Below are 21368 nucleotides of genomic sequence, written 5' to 3' on the forward strand. Positions count from 1 at the left end.
ATGCTGTAGCGTGAAATTTGAAATTATTAAAACATGATGGCTTACCACCTTTGAAATACACCAAACCTTAATTAAAATTTTTATGATGTAAGAAATATAGGATGTCTGAAAATAAAAATAGAAACTTCTATTATGAAGTAGTGAATGTAAGCATTTGTAGTACAGAAAGGATAGATAAAGCATTATGACTTTATCTATCCTTTTTTATCACATATTGTGGAATATTTTTTCGTTTTGGGGAACAATGAATTTCTTAGCTTGATGGCGATGTGGTGGTACCCCAGATAGGAACTTCAAGTCATGGTATTTTTTTAATAGGACAAGGTACCTGTCCCTCCGTCCCATATGTCAGATGCTACATTTATTAGTGCTTTTACTGCGGGAGGAGCTTCTTTAATAAAAGGACAAGACAGTCCAATTGTCCGCCATACAGTAGGTTTGATTTCACGAATTTTAACGCCCGACATGTTGATAGGAAGCGCTAATTCCGGTCCAATCGTGATACCAAGACCTTCTTTTACCATGTTCATAATCGTCCCACCGTCCTGTACTTCAAACCGAATGTTTGGTTCTAAATTTGCTTCCTTAAACATATTCCCCACGATTTCTTCAGATCCTAACTTTGTCATAATTAATGGTTCATTTTCCAGAACTTTTAATGTGATATAATCATGCTCAACCAATGGATGTCCTTCTGGGAATGCAACCACCATTTTATCCTTTATCAGTGGAATAAAATCCAATTCAGAATCTGGTATGGAAGAAAAGCCAATATCAACAACACGAGACAACAGCCACTCTTTTACCTCCTGAAAAGTCCCATCGAAAAGTATAATTTCTACCTTTGGATATTGTAACTGAAAAGCGGCTATCATTTTAGGCAGTAAATGAAGGGAAGCACTTGGGAAACTTCCGATTCTAATGGAGCCAACATCCATTCCTGAGGCTGTAGCTGCCTCCTGTTCAATATGTCGCAAGCGATTAAGAACTTCCCGAGAATGTATGAGAATCCGCTTTCCAACTTCAGATAAGAGCAAACCACGTCGACGATCACGAATCAAAAGAATTACACCAAGTTCTGATTCCAGCCCTTTAATCGCATGACTTACCGCTGATTGTGTCATATTCAATTCTTCTCCAGCCTTTGTAAAACTTTTTGTTTCTACAACCTTAACAAAAACCACTAATTGGGTAATGGTCATGAGCAACACCTCATGTAAATATAAAATATATTAATTTGATTCATTATATAATATTGTCTTATGATTGTATATGGGTAACAAAAAGGAGTGGAATAAATTTGAAAATTATCTTTTCATCCCTGCAATGGGCACTATTTATATTAATGAGCAGCGTAGTAGTTCCGGTCGCTATTGCTTCTGACTATGGGCTTGATTCAATTACAACTGTTGAGTTTGTTCAAAGAACATTATTTGTTCTTGGGTTAGCAGGAATATTACAGTCATTCTTTGGGCACCGTCTTCCAATTCAAGAAGCACCTGCCGGGCTTTGGTGGGGTGTCTTTTCCCTTTATGCAGGATTAGGTACGGTATTGTTCGGATCGCATATTGAAACATTACGAGTTCTACAATATGCCTTTTTATTAAGCGGCGTTATCTTTATTCTTTTAAGTGTTTTCGGGTTGGTTGAAAAACTTGCACGTTTATTTACTCCAACTGTTGTTGGCATATACTTAATTCTCATAGTGATCCAATTAAGCAGTTCATTTTTACAGGGAATGTTCGGAATAGATGGGCAAAACGATACCGTTCATCCAAAGGTTCTTTTCCTTTCGTTTTTAATTGTAATCTTTTCTTATTGCTTTTCGAAAATTCCTAAAATCGGACATTACTCTGTTCTATTTAGTATTGTTTTTGGTTGGGCGCTATTTTCCTTATTTGGACTTGCTAGTCCCGCCATCAAGGTAAGGGAATTCATTCATTTTCCTAAAATATTTGCATTTGGTTACCCTCGGATTGAACCTAATATGATTATTATGGTCATTTTTATTACATTATTGCTACTTGCGAATATGTTAGCTACAGTACGTGTGGTTCAACAAGTATTAGAACGTCATAAAATAGAGGTTGATAAAAACCGGTTGAAACAAACCGGAGTTATTTCAGGGATTAACCAATTATTAAGTGGCTTATTTTCGGCAATAGGTCCTGTTCCTGTTTCAGGTTCAGCCGGATTTATTGCAACAACTAAAATAACAAGCAAGAAACCATTTATTCTTGGTTCACTTTTCATAATTACCATTAGCTTATTTCCACCGTTTACTGCATTTGTTGCAGCAATTCCTAAAGCAGTTGGGTACGCTGCAATTTTCCCGATTTTTGCTAGCACCATTGGTTTAGCGTTACAGGAATTTGAAACGGTCGAAAATAAAAAGAACCTATTTCAAGTTGCCGGCATCTCTTTATTTGCGGGAATCGGTGTTATGTTTATTCCTTCCAAAGCATTTGCCACCATATCACCGATGCTTGTATCAATCCTTAGTAATGGCCTAGTATTGGGTGTCAGTATTGCCGTCGTAGCCGAAAACATAATAACTAGAAAAAAAGTAAAACATCAGAAAGTCACTAAATTCCAAGGAACCGCATAAAGAAAGGCCAGATCCAACTAACCTTTAGACTCCTAAAATATAGATCGGAGGATCGTCCACATTCTGGGACGTCTCCATAGAAAAAGCGCTATGTATCGCCGTTTATCACCTGTTTATCAACACGATGACAATTCGTACACATAGCGCTTTTTGTGTTTTCTATAGGTCCTTATTTTTGACAATTTTAAGACCTAATAGGTGAAGGCAGGAGAGCCCGAATTTAAATGAGCAGTCACGTCGAGCTGGAAATGTGAGATTAACAATGGAAAATGAATGATGTAAGATAGAATCGGCATTGATAGCTAAACCAGCTTATAGAAGCAACTCAGTTATTCCATTAAAGGGCGCGATTGTGGAGCAATACAGGTAGAAAATGATTAAACTTTTTTATAAAACCGAAACATAAATCTGCTGGATAAGAAGCCGTTTTGATCAATCTTTTTTCAAAATGGCTTCTTAAGATTTTGAAGTATCCCCAAAACGAAAATTTTATCCCTCTACAGTTATTTATGAGAATTTATCTCATTTTTTTTGTTTTGGGGAACAATGAATTTCTTAGTTTGATGGCGATGGGGCGGGACCCCATCGCTATCAAGCTAAAAAAACAAAATACCCCCTAAAATGAAAAAATACTGTAAAGTAATAATAAAGATTTGATATTATAATCCAATTATCTAAATGTTTATTTGGAGGTTTTATTAATGAACATTTTAAGTTCGTGGCTATATAACATGAAAATCATAAAATACTTATTGGGAAGGAGTTGATAATTTAAAACTAAAGGAGAGATATTAATGATATATAGAAAAGCAAATCAGAAAGATTATGATACAATTTTGAATATATGGGAAGAGTCGGTTTTAGCTACTCATCATTTTTTAAGAGATACCGATAGAGAAGAGTTTAAAAAAGAAATACCCTCATATTTCCCACATCTTAATGTCCAGTTATGGTATGAGAAAGAGGATTTAATTGGCTTTTCTGCTATAAATAAACAACACTTAGAAATGTTATTCTTAAAACCTAATAAAATAGGTAAAGGATACGGTAAAGCTATTATTAATTCTTTAATTAAAGACTTTGATATTACAACAGTTGATGTAAATAAAGACAATAAGAGTGCAACTAAATTCTATATTAATAATGGCTTTTTTATAGTAAGTGAAACGGAAACAGATTCTTCTGGACGTCCATACCCTATACTACAGCTAAAGTTAAAATAAGGTAAAGGTGGAAATCCTCTCTTACCTTTGATTTTTGCACTAAACTGCGCGTTAGTCCAATAAGAATTAAACAACTTTATTGTCACTTAACAAATACGCTATTCTTTTCGTAGAATCATAGGAAAGGATGGCGTTTTTGTATGTCTATTTCTGTATCTGATGAATTACAGCTATTTGCTCAAGAGATTCAACGCTTTTTATCTCCAAATATTTTAAGAGACCTTGCTAGAGATGTTGGTTTCGTAAAACGAACCAGTAAATACCAAGCAAAAGATTTAGTCGCTTTATGTATATGGATGAGTCAAAATATCGCTACAGCATCTTTAGCTCAGTTATCTAGCTGTTTAGAAGCATCCACAGAAGTACTCATCAGTCCGGAAGGACTGAATCAACGGTTTAATACATCAGCCGTTGAGTTTTTACAACATATATTGACTAACCTTCTAAATAAAAAATTAAATTCATCTATGACAATTTCTTCTCCGTACACCTCTTTTTTCAAGCGTATTCGCATTTTAGATTCAACTGCATTTCAGCTTCCAGATATATTTTCACCCATTTATCCTGGGGCGGGAGGATGTAGCCATACTGCTGGGATGAAAATTCAACTTGAATATGACTTATTAAGCGGACAATTCCTACATATACATACAGGTCCAGGTAAACAACATGATCGAACCTATGGTTCTCTGTGTGTTCCAACTGTGGAACCAAATGATTTATGTATCCGTGATTTAGGGTATTTTCATTTAAAAGATCTTCAACATATACAAGATAAAAAGGCTTACTATATCTCTCGTATTAAATCCAATACACGTATTTATCAAAAAAATCTCACACCTGATTATTTTCAGGATGGAAGAATAAAGAAAGGTACAGAGTATATACAGATAGATATGGAGGTATTAATGAACTCTCTCCAACCAGGACAAACATATGAAATATCCGATGCTTATGTAGGTATGACTGATAAAGTACCAACCCGTGTGATTGTTCATCGACTTACAGATGAACAACAACAAAAACGATTACGTGATCAAGCTATACGAGAAAAAAAGAAAGGAATGAAGTATTCTCCTCGAAGCAAACGACTTAGTGGTATCAATGTATATATGACAAACACCTCTACAGATATTGTCCCGATGGGACAAGTACATGATTGGTATTCTTTACGTTGGCAAATCGAGATTTTATTTAAAACATGGAAATCATTCTTTCATATTCACCATTGTAAAAAGATAAAACGAGAAAGATTAGAATGCCATTTGTATGGGCAACTGATCGCCATTCTACTCTGTTCTTCTACTATGTTTCAAATGCGTCAATTACTTCTTATGAAAAAGAAACGAGAGCTGAGTGAATATAAGGCCATATATATGATTAAAGATTATTTTCTTCTTATTTATCAAGCCATACAGAAAGACACCCAAGAACTATCAAAGATTCTCATTCGCCTGTTCAACCTCCTACAGCAAAATGGGCGAAAATCTCATCGATACGAGAAAAAAACAGTCTTTGATATATTAGGTGTCGTTTACAATTATACCATTTCTGATAATCAAGCGGCCTAATTCAAAGAATGAAACCCGATAGGGTTTATTTCGCATGCAAACCTTTCAATTCTCTAGGTCTGGCTTTTAAAAAAAGAAAAAATCTCTACTATACTTGTCGTTGTATAAGCTTAGCTTGATAGCGATGGGGCGGGACCCCTTAATTAACCTTTTACATAACACAAAGACCTTTTATTTCTTTATTTTAGTATGACTTGCTTCACTAAGCGAAAGTGATTTTGTTTCTGGAGCCCATGCGTATGATACGACAGCTCCGATTACAAGTACGACAGTGATTAAAAGCATGGTAGATTGTACCCCTATATTGGCAATCCCTATTGGAAGCAAGAATGTTCCAATGGCTGATCCAAATCGACTTACAGCCGTTGCAAGTCCGACGCCGGAAGAACGAATTTCTGTCGGGAAACTTTCAGCTGGAAATACACCAACTAGATTACTTACAGCAGACATAATCAGAGTAAAGACCGCAAAAGAAAGAATCATCGGTACTTTGGCACCGCTAGGTAAAAAGCTAAGAAGAGCGAGTGTAATGATCAATATGATAAAGGAATTGATCAAAAATCCTCTCCGAGAAAATTTAATCGTGAACCAAATGCCTAGAAGCGCACCAACGATAAGAAGTCCATTTAATAGTAAATCTGTTCCAAACCCTTCGCTTAGTCCGATTGCTTTCAAAATATCAGGCAGGAACGTGTAAATAGCGAAATAAGGGATAACGAGACAAACAAAGAATATACAATTGAATGCAGTACGTTTTCTTAATTCCTTACTAAATAATGTGGCAAAACTGTTTTTTGATTGCTTTGGCGCTTCATCATCAAGAACGATATTTGGACCGACATGTTTTTGGACAATGGCAAGTGCCTCTTCTTTTCGACCTTTATTAATGAGCCATCTAGGTGACTCGGGTGTACCCATTCGGGCAAATAATATAATGACAGCTGGAATAGCTGATGAGGCTAACATCCATCGCCAAGCATCAGGAGAAGAATCAGTGAATAATATTCCAATCAAGTTTGCTGCTACATAACCAAACGTCCAGATGACGCTGAATGACCCTAATAATACTCCGCGATGTTTACGAGGTGAAAATTCAGCTAGCATCGTATGTCCAACACTGTAATCGCCGCCAAGCCCAATACCAATCAAAATTCTGCATAAGGCAAGTTCTAAAGGGCTCGTAACAAAAAACTGTAAAATAGATGCAGCGGTAATGACGATAAAACTAAATACAAATATCTTTTGCCTGCCTATATAATCAGATACCCATCCTAAAACGAGGCTGCCTAGGAATAGACCAATGAGAGCAGAGCTTCCAATGAGCCCGACCCAGAAAGAGGATAAATGCATTTGTGGTGTCAGTAATGAAAGGGCAAATCCAATAATCCCTAAAATATATCCGTCAGTGAAATGAGCACCGAATGTCAGACCTGCAATTTTGATATGAAATTTGTTTAATGGAGCGTCATCTAACTTAATGGTATTTACATTATTATTACGTACTACATTGTAATTTTGCATAGAATTCCTCCTCAATAATCTGTTCAGCCTTAAACGATACATATAGATGATATACATGTATGAAACAGCTCATAGAGGAAAGCGATTTCATTTTCGGCAACACTTAGTTTGTTCTTATTATGAACTTCTTGTCCAATATGTGAATATTGATTTAATTATTATCTATTATTTTAGTTATTGTCAAATTATTTTTAAAATTTGTTAAATACATTTACAAACAAAAAAAAACGAGAATCACATAGTAAAGTGTTATCCTCGTTTTTTTTATACAAATGTTTTTTTAGATTAGTCTAACTGTTGTTCGATCTTATTTGCCGCTTCCAGCATTCGATTACGTAATGCCAAAGTGGCTTCCTCTGGCAGGCGGAAACTTGGGCCGCCGACTGTAACAAATGCGACTAGATTCTTTTTCTTGTCAAAGATAGGAGCTGAAATCGCATTTTCACTTTCATCTAGTTCACCAATCGATGTTCCCACCTTTTGAACACGGATATAAAGTAATTCCTTTCGCAGTTCTTCGGGATCTGTAATGGTATATTTGGAATACGATTTAAGCGGCTGCTCTAAAAAAATATCCAACTCCTTCTCGGACAGCAGGCTTAACCAAATTTTTCCGTTCGATGTGCAATGTAAAGGTGAAATCGTATTGGAATAGTCTCTCAATCTTACACTATGATCGGTGTCTATTTGATCAATCGTAAGTGTACCATCATACTTCGGAACACTAAGCAGCACAGTTTCTCCGATTTCTTCTTTTAATTCTTCTAATGTCCGGTGAGCCCTGCGTTTGAGTGATCCATAGGGATCACCAGTTTGCGAACTTAAAATATGAATGGCATAACCGAGTTGATACCCCTTTGAAACAGGATCTTTTTCAACAAATCCTTGATTTTCGAGACTTCCGATCAAACGCCAAGCAGTTGTACGGTTCAACTCCGCTTGTTTGGCTAAATCGCCCACCGAAATCGGTGCCGGACTTTCCCCAATCAGCTTGAGCAGCATCAACGCACGGTCAACCGCTTGTACAGAAGAACTTTCTTTATTTATCGCTTGTTTTGATGTGTTTCGATTATTATTTTCCATGTTTTTATTATAACGTAAACAAATATTTAAATGTCAATTCATTCGTTTTGAAAAAATTTTGAAAATTGTATTGATTTCTATTTTTTTCGGCCGTATAATTACTTTAAGTTCTTTATATGAACATTATGTTCGTAATGTGAACAAATTGATGATCGGAATCTTCATGGAATAGAGGCTATGGAGATGATGATGCATTTTACCTTTAAAAAGTATGGTGGGAGGGATTTCAATTAGCCAGGAAAACCAGGTTGAAACACGGACAGAAGTTGACAACTTCGGCAAAATTACTATTCCTCAATCAGCTTTATTCGGAATACAAACCGTTCGAACGGTACAAAATCTTTCCTTTTCGGGCCAGCCATTAAAAAATTATCCCGAATATATTGTGGCTTTAGCGATGGTGAAAAAAGCGGCAGCGCTGGCGAATCTGGAAGCCAATGTTTTCGATGACTCTATTGGAAACGCTATTTTAAATGCTTGTGGTCAATTAATACAAGGGAATTACCAGGACCAGTTCATTGTCGATATTCTGCATGGCGGCGGTGGCATCGGTACAAATATGAATGTGAATGAAGTGTTAGCAAATTTAGCTAATCAAACTTTAGGAGGTTCTCTAGGCACCTACATGCCAGTTCATCCCATAGACCATGTAAATGCTTCTCAATCGACTTCGGATGTATGCCATACAGCTATTCGTCTCGCGATTGTCCGTTGTTTTGATCAATTGGACCAAGAGTTGTTAAAAATGGCAGACACCCTTGAGAAAAAATCTCAAGAGTTTATGGGCATAACGACAATCTCCAGAACGTGTTTACAGGATGCAATGAGAGTACAGCTTGGAGAAGTCTTCAGTGGATATGCAGCTTTACTGAAAAGGCGTCACCGTTCATTAAAGGAAGCAGTCCTGTCATTACTTACCGTTAACCTAGGCGGGACCGTTATTGGAAGCGGCGTTGGAGCACCTGAAAAATATAGAGCGGTAATCATGGAGAAGCTCCGTGAAGTATCGCAAATGAATGTGACCTTACGTGACAATTTATTTGATGCTGCACAAAACATCGATGACTTAGCACATGTGTCAAAGGAATTGAGCTTATTAGCAACATCACTCATCAAAGTGGCGAAGGATTTAAGATTGCTTTCATCCGGACCCGAAGCAGGATTTTCTGAAATTACTTTGCCATCCGTTCAGTCCGGTTCCTCTTTTTTTCCAGGAAAAGTGAATCCGGTTATCCCTGAAACAATGATGCAAAGCTGTTTTCAAGTCCTAGGGTGTGACCGCGCTGTTCAAGCAGCACTAGAACATGGTGAGCTTGACTTAAATGTCTTTGAAGGTTTAGCAGGTGCCAATATCTTAAACGGATTACATATGCTGGCGAACTCTGCTCATTCCTTTACAGAAAGATGTCTAAAGGATATCGCGCCGAATGAAGAAAGATGTGAATCACTCTCAAACACCTTGATTCCGGTTGTCGTGGAATTAAAGGAACGATTGGGTTATTCCGCAGTTTCAAGATTAATGAAAGAACATGATCGTGAATCTATCAAAAACTTACTAGAATAATGGAGGTATGGATTGTGACCTTAGAAACCAAGCATTTTGAAGGAATTGAACAGCCCAAATTACAGTGGGCCCATGAATGGCTTAAAACTACGAAAAATCTCTATATTAATGGCGAATGGGTAGGCAGTTCTGGAGATAAAGTAATCGATTCTATCAATCCAGCGAATGGAGAATCTATCGGGAATTTTCATTGTGCGGAAGAGAAGGATGTAGATGCAGCTATACAAGCCGCAAGGAATGCTTTCACACAGGGTCCATGGAAAGAGATGAGCCGCAAGGATAGGGGAAAGGCTTTAAGAAAAATTAGCGGACTTATCCATGAACATCACGCGGAGCTTGCCACATTAGAGGCTCTTGATAACGGAAAATTATATAAAGAAGCGTACAACGATGATGTGCAAGAAGCAGCTGATTTATTCGAATATTACGCAGGCTGGACAGATAAATATTATGGAGAAAACAATCCAGTAGAAGGCGATTTCTTAAGTGTCACAACAAGGGACCCGATCGGTGTATGTGGCCAAATTGTGCCATTTAACTTTCCGATTCAAATGGCTGTATTAAAACTAGCGCCTGCCTTAGCGATGGGGAACACGGTCATCCTAAAGCCAGCTGATAAAACTTCTTTTTCCGCTATTCGATTATTCGAAATCATTGACGAAGCGGGAGTATTGCCAAAGGGTGTTATTAACCTGGTCTTAGGTGATGGTACGGTTGGTTCTTATATTAGCCGCCATATGGACATTGATAAACTATCATTCACAGGCAGCACACATGTCGGAAAACAATTAATCCGTGACTCAGCTGATAGCAATTTGAAACCCGTCACATTAGAACTTGGCGGCAAGTCCCCGAACATTATTTTTAGTGATTTTCCAAATTTAGATGCAGCCATCGAACGCTCATTTTATGGATTATTTACCCATAAGGGTGAAAAATGTTCAGCACCGACCCGGTTATTTGCGCAACGGGAAATCTATGACGAAGTGGTCGAGAAAATAGCGGAGTACGCGAAAAATTATAAATGCGGTGATCCGTTTGATCCTGCCAGTGATCAAGGGGCGCAGGTATCTAAGCAGCATATGGAATCCATATTAAATTACATCGAGAGCGGTATAAATCAAGGTGCATGCATCGTTGCCGGTGGAAAACGGGACACAGCCGGTGACAATGCAAAAGGCTATTTTGTCGAACCGACGATTTTTGCCGATGTGGATAATAACATGAAAATTGCACAGGAAGAGATTTTTGGTCCTGTTCTATGCATCATTCCATTCGATACAGAAGAAGAAGTGATCAAAATGGCCAACGATACCATTTATGGTCTCGGAGCAGGGCTGTGGACTGGAGATACTTCCCGTGCTCATCGGGTAGCCAATCAGCTTGAAGCGGGTATGGTCTTCGTCAATAGATATGGATGCTATGATTTTGCCAGTCCATTTGGAGGATTAAAGCAAAGTGGATGGGGCAAAGAGTATGCCATTCATTCATTACAAGCATTTACAAAATCAAAAGCCATTTGGTTTGCATATTAAAAAATCACCAAAAAGAGGGAAAAGACAATGAAAATGAACGCAGCAGTAATGACTGAAATGGGCAAGCCTTTATCCATTCAACAAGTGGAACTTAGTGAACCAAAAGCGAATGAAGTTCTAGTGAAAATTAAAGCAACGGGTGTGTGCCACAGTGATTTAAACTCTTTAAATGATTCGACTACGCCGACACCAACGATTCTTGGACATGAGGGAGCGGGAATTGTTGAAGCCGTTGGAGCAAATGTTACCAACGTCAAAGTAGGCGATAAAGTAGCTTTAAGCTGGGTTCCATATTGCGGGACATGTGAGTTTTGTGTGACCGGGGAAGTTCACTTATGCGAGTCTGCATTTGGTCCAATGTTTGAAGGAACGCTGTTAGATGGCACTTCAAGATTAAGTCAAAATGGAGAGAAAGTCTATCACAATTCTTTATTATCAACTTTTGCAGAGTATGCAGTTGTTCCGGAAATGTCATGTATAAAGCTGCCGGATGAAATGCCTTTGGCACAAGCGTCCTTGATCGGATGCGGCGTAGCAACAGGCTATGGGGCAGCGGTGAACGCGGCAGGTGTTACACCTGGTTCTACCGTCGCGATCTTTGGCATCGGAGGAGTGGGCGTAAATGCGATTCAAGGAGCGCGTATCGCTGGTGCTTCTAAAATTATTGCTTGTGACGTAAAACCTGCTAATTTGGAAATTGCCAAACAGTTTGGAGCAACGCACACGATTAATTCTGCTGAAGTGGATGTAGAAGCAGCACTAAAAGAACTGACAAATGGTGTTGGTGTTCATTATGCGATTGATTGTTCAGGTCATACAGTTGCTACTGAAAGTGCATGGAAGAGTACTAGAAAAGGTGGAACTGTCGTCGTCGTTGGCGCATTTAATCCTGAAAAAACGTTAAATATTCCAGCTGGAGGATTCCATCGAGTTGGAAAAGTGTTAAAAGGAAGCTTTTACGGTAATGCGAAGCCATTCCGTGATTTCCCCATCATAGCTCAAATGTATTTAGATGGAAAATTCAAACTAGACGAGCTCGTGTTGGATCGGATTGCCTTAGAAGATATTAATCAAGCATTTGATTCTTTCCATGATTGCAATTGTGTAAATGTAGGAAGAGCAGTTATCGAATTTAACGATTAATTATTATATAAAGCCATTCAAATGGAGGGTGTTAAAATTGAGGATTGTCAATTTAAACACCCTTTTTTTGTTCTAAAATACAAAAAAGGAGAAGTAGATGATGCGTTTAGAACAAGATCTGATTGGAGAATTAGAGATTGATGACGATGTTTATTACGGGATACAAACGGTTCGAGCCTGTGAAAACTTTTCGATATCTGGTCGTACGATTGAATCGTATCCTCATTTAATAAGAAGTGTTGCTTATATTAAAAAAGCGGCCGCAATGGTGAATCATTGTGTTGGCGTTCTTGATCTAGACAAGAAAAACGTCATTTGTCTAGCGGCGGACGAGATTATAAATGGAGAAATGAAGAATCAATTTCCTGTCGACATTTATCAAGCTGGCGGTGGGGTTTCCATTAATATGAACATAAACGAAGTCATTGCCAACCGGGCAAATGAATTATTGACAGGTCATAAAGGATATGATGTTATTCACCCAAATGAACATGTAAACATGTCTCAATCAACGAACGATGTGCTTCCAAGTGCAATGAAAATAGCAAGGACCTGCCTGCAAGATGCCGTACCCATTACGCTTGGTCAGCAATTTAGCGGTTATCATTCTTTCATCAAAAGACAAATCGAAGAATGGAAGAAACTTCAAAAAGATTGCTTGTCGATTGTAATCGGGGCAACGGCAGTAGGCACAGGGATTGGAGCCGCCCCTGGTTATCAAGAAAAGATGTATGAGTTTTTGCCGCTTATCGCAAATGTACCTGTTATCAAGGAGGATAATTTTTTCGATGGGCTGCAAAACGCGGATATCTATTTGAAAATCTCTGCTTCTTTAAAAACGTTGTCGAGTGGATTATCGAAAATGTCCAGTGATTTAAGATTGCTTTCATCAGGTCCCAGAGCAGGATTTGCCAAAATCCGTTTGCCAGCCGTACAACCGGGTTCTTCGATCATGCCAGGAAAAATCAATCCATGTATACCCGAAATGATGATGCAAGTTTGTTTTGATGTATATGGAAAGGACCAAGCGATTACATTCGCTGTAGATCGAGGTGAACTCGACCTGAATATTTGGTCCAGTTATGTTTTATACATAACTGGACTTTTTACTTATTTCATCGATTTACTAGATTTCGTATAAGGTGATAAAGAACATTCACTCAATAATTAGAGGTATTGAAAAAAATTTGTTTTTTTCCTTTTTTCGGGATACCTCTCATGAAATGTATTTGGCCAAACTGTTTAAAAGATTAGAATGATTACCAACACCACTTTCTTTCAACACCGAAATCTGACTCTGAATCATTCCTTTTGTCTCTTTATGACTCGTCTTTACCACAGCTTCCCAATTCGTGCCACGACGAAGGTTCATGGCTCCTTCAACGTGTACTAGGGATCAATCTAACAAGAGATCCTTCACGGTAGCCAATCCTCCTGTTTTACCATCTATCACCTCGGCAAATCCGTCTTTTATCGCATGATCCTAGCCTTTTATTTTCAAGTTATGTAACCATGTATTTTTACTATCAGCTTGTATTAAAATGGAAGTGTACAATTTCTGTTCTATATCAGAAAGGGGTTAGATAGATGGAAGTAAGAAATGAGTTGTATAATCATAGGCGGCTTATTAAATATTTTCGTGACAGTATTGCGGATTCTGAAAAAAGTGTGATAGACCAAACAAAGCTTAAGGAAGATTATATACTAGCTCTTAAGGATATACAGAAAGGAAAAGTTGATGTTAATTTGGTAAAGCTGTTGTATAAAAGAAAGTATAAAAAACAGCCTGATGAAATAAAGGAAGAAGATGTTACACTGGACGTATTGTTATGTCCTTTACAATTTACTGTAGATCATGTACATGCGCAAAAATTTAAGTCATTGCCCTCATCAGTAGTTCCATTCATCATACCTGGAAAGTTGACACGCAAAGGTGAATTGCGAATAAATGAAAATAAAGCTCCATGGATCCCTAGGAGTTATTTAACACCGTCACTTTGTGAGGTTACAATTGGAGAGTTAAGTGATATGGATGAGTTTTTATCCAAGTTCAAGCTCCCAAGTGCAGATTCCAATTGGGATGTGTATTGGAGATACTGTAATCAAATGTTTTATCGAGTGACTGGATTTCACATACGAGATTTTGAATTACAGTATTATACTTCCTCAGGTAAGTCATACATTCTCCTAGACGAGGAGGTTATAGGTACCCGTCAACATATCAGTAAATTATATGATTTTCTGTTAACAGACAAATATGTGCATATAAATAAGCTTCTTGACAATTACTGCTCTTTAAGCAGAGCTAATAAGTTGAAATTAAGAGAAGGTACAGAAGTAATTGATGATTCTGCTCATCATTATGGGCAGGTTGGCAATGAATTTCCTCTATCAAACTCGCAAAGGGAATCTCTCCATCATTTTAACTTATGTGAGGAAGGAGATATATTAGCGGTGAATGGTCCGCCGGGAACAGGGAAAACAACCTTGTTACATTCTATTATTGCACAAGTAGTAGTGGAAGCCGCGGCAAGGAAGGATGAGAATCCACCTGTGATTGTTGCTGCTTCTAACAACAATCAAGCTGTTACAAATATTATAGACAGTTTAGGGAAAGTATGTGATTCAAAGCATACGTTATCCAAAAGATGGTTGCCCGATATTAAAAGTTATGGGATGTACATAACTTCGGAGCAGAAGATTAAGAAGATTGAAGACGGAAAATATCATACTTTAACATCAAACAATAACGGTCTTCCACAGTTGATGGAGAACAAAGAGTATATCCAGCGTGCGGTCGATTACTTCATCTATCATTATGCACAAAACTTCCAGATGCCTGTACAGCAGGTTCGTTTTCAAGAGTGCGCGGCTGTTATTCATAAAAAGTTGCAAGAGAAGCTGTGTAATATTAAAGATACCATGGGGATAGTAAAACAGTACGAGGAAATAAAGGATTATGTCAAAAAGCAATATGGAAGTCTTGATAAACTAGATGAATATATACGTACACTTACAGCTGAAACAGAAGATATAAAGAAAGCTATTTCTGATATGACATTTTTGGATGAAAGATTTATAAAGTTTCGGAAAACGTTGAAATGGTATGTAAGGAGCTTAGAGTTCATTCCGTACTTTAGAAGAAAATCCGAGCTTGAAAATGAGATATTTCTGCGTAAGAACGAAGTTACCTTGGAATTGCCAAGCTTTAATACAATGTCTATCAGAGAGGGTATCTTAGATCACATGAGGCAACTGAAATCGGGTTTACAGATCAAAGAACAAGCTCTAAGTCGAGCTCATAAGGATAAGGACATTTTGGAAGAAAGGACGAATTCAGTACTAGATTGCACTAGGAATTTGGGAATACAGACAGATAGGAAAACATTTCAGTATGAGAAAATACTTGAGGTCTTAGACAAAACGTACAGGTTTGAAGCCTTTCATCTAGCTGTTCATTATTATGAAGCGAAATGGATTGAAGAGGTTAGTAAGGATTTAGATGAGGGATATACAGATAAGAAATCGGTTCAAAAGCAAATGAGAAAATGGAGAAGATATGCAAAAGTCACACCTTGCTTTGTTTCTACATTTTTTATGGTGCCTAAATTTTTCAGTGCTTGGCAAGGAAAAGATGAGTATTTGTTTAACTTCATTGATTTGCTGATTGTAGATGAAGCTGGTCAAGTGCCTCCAGAAATAGCGGGAGCAACCTTTGCCTTGGCAAAAAAAGCTGTAGTAGTAGGAGACACGTTGCAAATTGAGCCTGTCTGGGGTGTTACAGAAACGATAGATCGAGAAAATATAAAGAAAGCTATACAGGCTACAAAGATGACTCCAGAGGAATTCATTGACTACGGCATGGCTGCATCTTCTGGAAATGTTATGAGAATTGCGCAGCAGCTATGTAAATATGATAAGTTTCAAGGTATTGGTGGTATGTATTTAACAGAACATAGAAGATGTGTACCGGAGATTATTGAGTATTGTAATGCATTAGCCTATGAGGGAAAACTTGAAGCAAAGAGAGAAAATAAACTTAGTGATAAAAAGATATTTCCGTTTCCTTACATGGGGCATATCCATGTCGAAGGGCAAGCAGAGAAAGTGAATATGAGCTGGAAGAACGAGGCAGAAGCACAGCAAATCGCAGAGTGGATTATCAGTAACAGAGAACATATTCAACATTATTACGGAAAGAGTGGCAAGTCCATTCTTATTTCAGACTACGTGGCTATTGTTACACCATTTACGGTGCAGGCCATAGTCATCCAACAGAGCCTGAAGGATAAAGGTTTAGAGGGAATCACAGTTGGGACTGTTCATAGACTGCAAGGAGCAGAAAGAAGAATTGTTCTATTTTCCTCAGTTTATACAAGCGCGCATAGAGGAGGGTATTTCTTCGATAGAAAGGTAAATATGTTGAATGTAGCAGTTTCACGGGCGCAGGATAGCTTTATTATTTTTGGAGATAAAGGCATTTTAGATAAAAAACAAAGAGGAAAGCCATCTGGTTTACTTGCTCAATATGTTTTAAGGATGTAGTTCTTCCGCAAGTGCGTGTAACTTGGCGTTCGCTTTTAAACGAATGATATAGTAGACCGATTCCTTTTCGCACAATTCATATAGATCAGGCACCGCGAAGCCACTATCGCCACGGACAAGATAAGACTTTTCAGGAAAAACTTCATTTTTTCCACATAAAAATCCCCCCATAATAAACAGTACAGTAACTTTCTTTCAACTGGCTACTATGAGGGGATAATGCCAAACAAGGGTTTTTAGGATAAATTATCGTTTTAAAATGGCTATTTATAATACTTAAGAGTGCCTTGAACCAGACTTGCGAGCAGCTAACGTATTTTCATCGACCAGTTCGGCCTCGATGTGAGAGGTTTTCGATGACTCAGCCATACGCCAATAAGTGATGAAGCTTATGGCAATGCAGCCAGCTACGTAGAAGTAGAAGAGTGATTCGAGCCCAATGCTTTTCAGCCATAATGCGATGAACTCAGCCGTCCCACCGAACACCGCAACAGTGATTGCGTAGGGGAATCCCACGCCAAGAGCACGAATTTCAGTCGGAAAGAGCTCGGCTTTTACGATTGCATTGATGGAAGTATAACCGGTAACAATAATGAGACCTACCATCATAAGCAAGAAAGCAACGATAGGGTACTTTGTTTGCTCCATGATTAGGAATAGTGGCACTGTCAGTAAAGTTCCGAGGATGCCGAAACCAAGCAATAGCGGACGTCGTCCAATCCGATCGGATAACATACCAGCGAGTGGTTGAAGTACGACGAATACCAGTAAGGCAATAAAGTTAATCCAGCTAACGACTTCTTTAGGAAGGCCTACGGTATTCACCATGAACTTCTGTAAATACGTCGTGTAAGTATAGAAGGCTACAGTTCCACCGAGCGTTAGCCCGACTACTGTTAATACTGCTTTAGGGTGTTTCATTAGAGTCCGTATGGTTCCAGCACTTTCTCGGCTTTCAGAACCCATTTTTGAAAACTGCTCCGATTCATCCATCGTACGACGCAGCCACAATACAGCTACTGCTCCCATTGCTCCAATGATGAAGGGAATACGCCAGCCCCAAGACTTCATATCCGGTTCGCTGAGTATTTGCTGGAGGACGATTTGAACACCTAGTGCTACCAACTGTCCAGCAACAAGTGTTACATACTGGAAGCTTGAGTAGAAACCGCGGCGGCCGCTGCTGGCCATCTCGGACAAGTATGTAGCGGAAGTTCCATACTCTCCACCTAATGATAACCCCTGAAGTAGACGTGCGAGAACGAGAATAATAGGGGCTAGTATACCAATAGTGCTATAACCTGGGGTACAGGCAATAATTAGAGAACCACCGGCCATGATGGTGATGGAAAGCGTCAGTGCAGCCCGGCGGCCGTGACGATCGGCATAACGGCCCATCAGTAAGCTTCCGAGCGGGCGCATCAAGAAGCCAACGGCAAAGATTGCTGCCGTGTTAAGTAGTTGACTGGTCGAGTCTCCCTTAGGGAAGAACTCTGCTGAGAAATATACAGCGAAAGCAGAATAGACGTACCAGTCGTACCATTCAATCAGATTTCCAACTGAACCTTTGAAGATGTTTCCTGTGATGCGCCTTGTATTTGCGCGCTCAATGGATTGAGACATGATTTCATCCTCCTGTTGAACAAATTTCATTTTCTACACTTGAAAACCATTTTGTATGTGTATGCTCCAGTTTAATGCTAGCATTGGCCTCTGCGAATCTATCAACCTCCCTATTAAATGATTTGACAAACATCATTACGAAATAAATATGAAAGCGTATTCAATGTAAAAAGAATTATATTATCTTGTCGAATAAATCACAATATAATGAAAATTTTGTTCTTTTTGTACTTTATGTACACGATATTCTCTATTGTCCAAAAGATAGATGGTATTTACCTTTACTTTAAAAGTTGCTCTTATAACAGCGTTCGCGATTACTAGTATGATTCACACTCCTTTAATCAGAAGAAAGAAATTCAGTTATTGCTAAACAAACTTAATGTTTATAAAAAGGTTGATTAATACTGGATTTTATCATAATAATTAAATAGAAGATTGATATTTTAGAATATTTATATTGTTGCAAAAAATATTTCATGTAGGTGCAACGTGCTGTTTTCACATGAGTTAGCGGTCATATGTGCCGAGTTATAGATTTTGCTATGATCTCTATTTTCTGTTCGTTCATCAATCTATATTTATATAATTTTTGTTAAAGGGTGCAAATATGAATAAATCGCTTAAAGTTTCATTACAAACGAAGATACTCAGTTTAATTATTACGCTGATTTTATTTATCGTTTTTCTTCTGACAGGTATATTTGTTTATATCCAGTCTGTTGACACGAAACGCCAAGTTGAGCAGTTGGCTCTGCAGACAGCCAAATCTATTTCTTTTATGCCGGAGATAAAAGAAGCATTTCACACTGGCCATTCTAAAAGCTATATCCAACCAATCGCTGAACAGGTTCGTGAGCAAGCAGGCGCAGATAATGTAATCGTGGAAGATCGTCATGGAGTTATCTATTCACATTCTGACCCCAATTGGATAGGCAGAAAAAGGGCCAATCTCTATAACAATCAAGCACTGAGTTTTGGAGGATACTATACGTTGGAAGGAACAGGAACAACTGGTCCTGCTTTAATGGCAAAAGCGCCGGTCATTGTTGATTATGGGGACTATGATCAAGTGGTAGGGGTCGTTACAGTAGAGTTTTTGAAAAAAGGCATCCAGTCCAATATATTGAATAGAATCAAAGAAATTATTCTATTCTCGTTGGCTGTCTTGCTAGTTGGAATAATTGGAGGGACGTTTTTAGCACGAAGCATCAGAAAAGATACGCTGGGTCTGGAGCCGAATGAAATTGCTTCGTTATATCGGGAGCGCAATGCGATACTGCTATCCATAAAAGAAGGAATTATTGCCGTTGATCAAAAGGGTCTCATTACTATGATGAATACTTCTGCGAAGGATATGTTGGATTTAGATAACGATTACCTGTATCGACATATTACTGAAGTTCTTCCGAATTCTAATATGATGAGAGTACTGGAGACCGGTATAATGGAAAACAATCAAGAAATGCCGCTTACAGATAAAGTGCTTATCTTAAATATGACACCTATAGTGGAAAATAACCAAACTGTTGGCGTTGTATGCAGTTTCCGAGATAAAACAGAGTTACAAAAATTAATTGACACGATCTCTGAGGTGAGAAAATACTCAGAAGATTTACGTGCTCAAACTCATGAATTCACAAATAAACTTTTTGTGTTATCAGGTTTACTTCAATTAGGTCAGTATGCAGAGGCATTTGAATTCATTCAACAAGAATCCAGCGTTCATCAAAGTCAGAATCATATTTTATTTAATCAAATTCTTGATGCGAAGGTACAGGCTATTTTATTAGGGAAACTTGGGACAGCGTCTGAGAAGAAAATTCAGTTCAATATTGAAAGTGATAGTACGCTTCACCCATTGCCAGATCACATTGAAATCTCACATCTTATCACCATCATTGGAAACATTATTGACAATGCATTTGATGCTGTTCGTAATCAATCGGAAAAGTGTGTCTCTTTTTTTGTCACTGATATTGGTCATGATGTTGTCTTTGAAGTGGTAGACAGTGGGATAGGTGTGCCAGGTGAAAAAATAGATACTATCTTCGAAAAAGGTTTTTCCACTAAAGGAAACAATCGTGGTTACGGGCTAGCGAATGTTAAAGAAATGGTAGACTCTCTGCAAGGAACGATTGAAATCAATAACCCAAAAAAAGGGGGAGCTATCTTTACAATCTATCTTCCTAAGAAATTAGATGAGAATACATAAAATATGAGGGGATGTACATATGTTGAAGGTTGCAATTGTAGAAGACGATTTCCGAGTAGCCCAGATTCAGGAGGGGTTTCTATCAAAAATAAAGGATGTAAAAGTTATAGGGAAAGCATTGAATACAAAAGAAACAATGGAACTGTTGAAAAAAGAAGAAATTGATTTGCTTCTATTAGATATTTATTTGCCAGATGGAATTGGTACAGATTTATTGCCGAAGATTCACGCTGAATTTCCAAATGTTGATGTGATTATGGTTACCGCAGCTAATGAAAAAAGTATGTTAGAAAAAGCGATTCGAAATGGAGTATGTAATTATCTGATTAAACCAGTTACATTAGAAAAATTTATTTGTACCATTGAAGATTATAAGAAAAAGAAGCAACTATTAAATAGCCAGAGTGAAGTCAATCAGCCGTTAATTGACATGTTTTTTGGCACTGCACAAACAAAAGATGTAAGTCAGAAAAACTTACCTACAGGTGTTGATCCACTAACACTGCAAAAGGTAAAAACAATCATACGGGATTTAGAAGACGGCATTACAATAGAAGAAATGGGAGAACAGATGGGTGCTTCAAGAACAACAGCAAGAAGATATTTGGAGTATTTAGTTGCGATTAATGAATGCACAGTAGAGTATAAATATGGAATTATCGGGCGCCCAGAACGTAAGTATCACCTTGCATGAAGAAAATCATAGGGGACGAGGCATAAGTAACGGGGGATAGGAA

General features: G+C 38.0%; 15 protein-coding genes and 1 pseudogene. 10 read left to right on the forward strand and 6 right to left on the reverse strand.

The window, feature by feature from the left end:
• Positions 1-311: 311 nt before the first annotated feature.
• Positions 312-1202, reverse strand: a complete 891-nt coding sequence (locus tag NKR74_RS04470; protein WP_253628749.1) for a LysR family transcriptional regulator — start codon at positions 1200-1202, stop codon at positions 312-314.
• Between the two features lie 98 nt (positions 1203-1300).
• Between NKR74_RS04470 and NKR74_RS04475 the strand changes: the two genes are divergently transcribed.
• The 3 genes from NKR74_RS04475 to NKR74_RS04485 all read left to right on the forward strand — a co-directional run bounded on the left by NKR74_RS04475 (position 1301) and on the right by NKR74_RS04485 (position 5402).
• Positions 1301-2608, forward strand: a complete 1308-nt coding sequence (locus NKR74_RS04475; RefSeq protein WP_253628750.1) for a purine/pyrimidine permease — start codon at positions 1301-1303, stop codon at positions 2606-2608.
• A gap of 794 nt (positions 2609-3402) precedes the next feature.
• The gene (locus NKR74_RS04480) at positions 3403-3831 is read left to right on the forward strand and encodes a GNAT family N-acetyltransferase (RefSeq protein WP_098215878.1); all 429 of its coding nucleotides are present in this window, start codon (positions 3403-3405) and stop codon (positions 3829-3831) included.
• Positions 3832-3971: 140 nt separating this feature from the next.
• On the forward strand, positions 3972-5402 hold the full coding sequence (locus NKR74_RS04485) for an IS4 family transposase (RefSeq protein WP_253628751.1): 1431 nt from the start codon (positions 3972-3974) through the stop codon (positions 5400-5402).
• Between the two features lie 171 nt (positions 5403-5573).
• Here NKR74_RS04485 and NKR74_RS04490 read toward each other — a convergent pair whose 3' ends face one another.
• On the reverse strand, positions 5574-6923 hold the full coding sequence (locus NKR74_RS04490) for an MFS transporter (protein WP_253628752.1): 1350 nt from the start codon (positions 6921-6923) through the stop codon (positions 5574-5576).
• A 285-nt stretch (positions 6924-7208) separates the two neighbouring features.
• Complete coding sequence (locus NKR74_RS04495; protein ID WP_253628753.1) at positions 7209-8006, reverse strand: IclR family transcriptional regulator; 798 nt, start codon at positions 8004-8006, stop codon at positions 7209-7211.
• 211 nt (positions 8007-8217) lie between these two features.
• Here NKR74_RS04495 and NKR74_RS04500 point away from each other — a divergent pair, with 211 nt between their 5' ends.
• The 4 genes from NKR74_RS04500 to NKR74_RS04515 all read left to right on the forward strand — a co-directional run bounded on the left by NKR74_RS04500 (position 8218) and on the right by NKR74_RS04515 (position 13389).
• Positions 8218-9570 (forward strand): lyase family protein, encoded by a 1353-nt coding sequence (locus NKR74_RS04500; RefSeq protein WP_253628754.1) that lies wholly within the window; start codon positions 8218-8220, stop codon positions 9568-9570.
• A 14-nt stretch (positions 9571-9584) separates the two neighbouring features.
• Positions 9585-11105 (forward strand): aldehyde dehydrogenase family protein, encoded by a 1521-nt coding sequence (locus tag NKR74_RS04505; protein WP_253628755.1) that lies wholly within the window; start codon positions 9585-9587, stop codon positions 11103-11105.
• Between the two features lie 27 nt (positions 11106-11132).
• Positions 11133-12248, forward strand: coding sequence for a Zn-dependent alcohol dehydrogenase (locus NKR74_RS04510; protein WP_253628756.1), 1116 nt, complete (start codon positions 11133-11135; stop codon positions 12246-12248).
• A gap of 100 nt (positions 12249-12348) precedes the next feature.
• Positions 12349-13389 carry a lyase family protein gene (locus NKR74_RS04515; RefSeq protein WP_253628757.1) on the forward strand — a complete coding sequence of 347 codons (1041 nt, stop codon included), beginning with the start codon at positions 12349-12351 and terminating at the stop codon, positions 13387-13389.
• A 75-nt stretch (positions 13390-13464) separates the two neighbouring features.
• Here NKR74_RS04515 and NKR74_RS24045 read toward each other — a convergent pair whose 3' ends face one another.
• Positions 13465-13620, reverse strand: coding sequence for a hypothetical protein (locus NKR74_RS24045; RefSeq protein ID WP_375337647.1), 156 nt, complete (start codon positions 13618-13620; stop codon positions 13465-13467).
• A gap of 734 nt (positions 13621-14354) precedes the next feature.
• On the opposite strand from NKR74_RS24045, the gene NKR74_RS04520 reads away from it, so the two are divergent.
• Positions 14355-16793: an AAA domain-containing protein gene (locus tag NKR74_RS04520; protein ID WP_375337690.1), complete on the forward strand. Its 2439-nt coding sequence runs from the start codon at positions 14355-14357 to the stop codon at positions 16791-16793.
• Here NKR74_RS04520 and NKR74_RS04525 read toward each other — a convergent pair.
• Positions 16785-16940 (reverse strand): annotated as a pseudogene (locus tag NKR74_RS04525) (transposase); the annotation flags it as partial. The gene NKR74_RS04520 and the pseudogene NKR74_RS04525 overlap by 9 nt on opposite strands.
• Before the next feature lie 129 nt (positions 16941-17069).
• Entirely contained in the window at positions 17070-18416 is a 1347-nt protein-coding gene (locus tag NKR74_RS04530) for an MFS transporter (protein WP_253628759.1), read from the reverse strand.
• A gap of 610 nt (positions 18417-19026) precedes the next feature.
• Between NKR74_RS04530 and NKR74_RS04535 the strand changes: the two genes are divergently transcribed.
• Positions 19027-20631: an ATP-binding protein gene (locus tag NKR74_RS04535; protein ID WP_253628760.1), complete on the forward strand. Its 1605-nt coding sequence runs from the start codon at positions 19027-19029 to the stop codon at positions 20629-20631.
• A 19-nt stretch (positions 20632-20650) separates the two neighbouring features.
• Positions 20651-21325 carry a response regulator gene (locus tag NKR74_RS04540; RefSeq protein ID WP_253628761.1) on the forward strand — a complete coding sequence of 225 codons (675 nt, stop codon included), beginning with the start codon at positions 20651-20653 and terminating at the stop codon, positions 21323-21325.
• The last annotated feature ends 43 nt before the right edge of the window (positions 21326-21368 follow it).

The organism is Bacillus sp. 3103sda1, assembly GCF_024159135.1.
GTDB lineage: Bacteria > Bacillota > Bacilli > Bacillales > Bacillaceae_G > Bacillus_A > Bacillus_A rhizoplanae.

Bases quoted from the DNA above. Each gene is read 5' to 3' on its own strand.
- NKR74_RS04530 (WP_253628759.1), bottom strand. From the start codon at position 18,416: ATGTCTCAATCCATTGAGCGCGCAAATACAAGGCGCATCACAGGAAAC.
- NKR74_RS04495 (WP_253628753.1), bottom strand. From the start codon at position 8,006: ATGGAAAATAATAATCGAAACACATCAAAACAAGCGATAAATAAAGAA.
- NKR74_RS04535 (WP_253628760.1), top strand. From the start codon at position 19,027: ATGAATAAATCGCTTAAAGTTTCATTACAAACGAAGATACTCAGTTTA.
- NKR74_RS24045 (WP_375337647.1), bottom strand. From the start codon at position 13,620: ATGAACCTTCGTCGTGGCACGAATTGGGAAGCTGTGGTAAAGACGAGT.
- NKR74_RS04480 (WP_098215878.1), top strand. From the start codon at position 3,403: ATGATATATAGAAAAGCAAATCAGAAAGATTATGATACAATTTTGAAT.
- NKR74_RS04515 (WP_253628757.1), top strand. From the start codon at position 12,349: ATGCGTTTAGAACAAGATCTGATTGGAGAATTAGAGATTGATGACGAT.
- NKR74_RS04490 (WP_253628752.1), bottom strand. From the start codon at position 6,923: ATGCAAAATTACAATGTAGTACGTAATAATAATGTAAATACCATTAAG.
- NKR74_RS04470 (WP_253628749.1), bottom strand. From the start codon at position 1,202: ATGACCATTACCCAATTAGTGGTTTTTGTTAAGGTTGTAGAAACAAAA.
- NKR74_RS04485 (WP_253628751.1), top strand. From the start codon at position 3,972: ATGTCTATTTCTGTATCTGATGAATTACAGCTATTTGCTCAAGAGATT.
- NKR74_RS04540 (WP_253628761.1), top strand. From the start codon at position 20,651: ATGTTGAAGGTTGCAATTGTAGAAGACGATTTCCGAGTAGCCCAGATT.
- NKR74_RS04500 (WP_253628754.1), top strand. From the start codon at position 8,218: ATGGTGGGAGGGATTTCAATTAGCCAGGAAAACCAGGTTGAAACACGG.
- NKR74_RS04520 (WP_375337690.1), top strand. From the start codon at position 14,355: ATGTTTTATCGAGTGACTGGATTTCACATACGAGATTTTGAATTACAG.
- NKR74_RS04510 (WP_253628756.1), top strand. From the start codon at position 11,133: ATGAAAATGAACGCAGCAGTAATGACTGAAATGGGCAAGCCTTTATCC.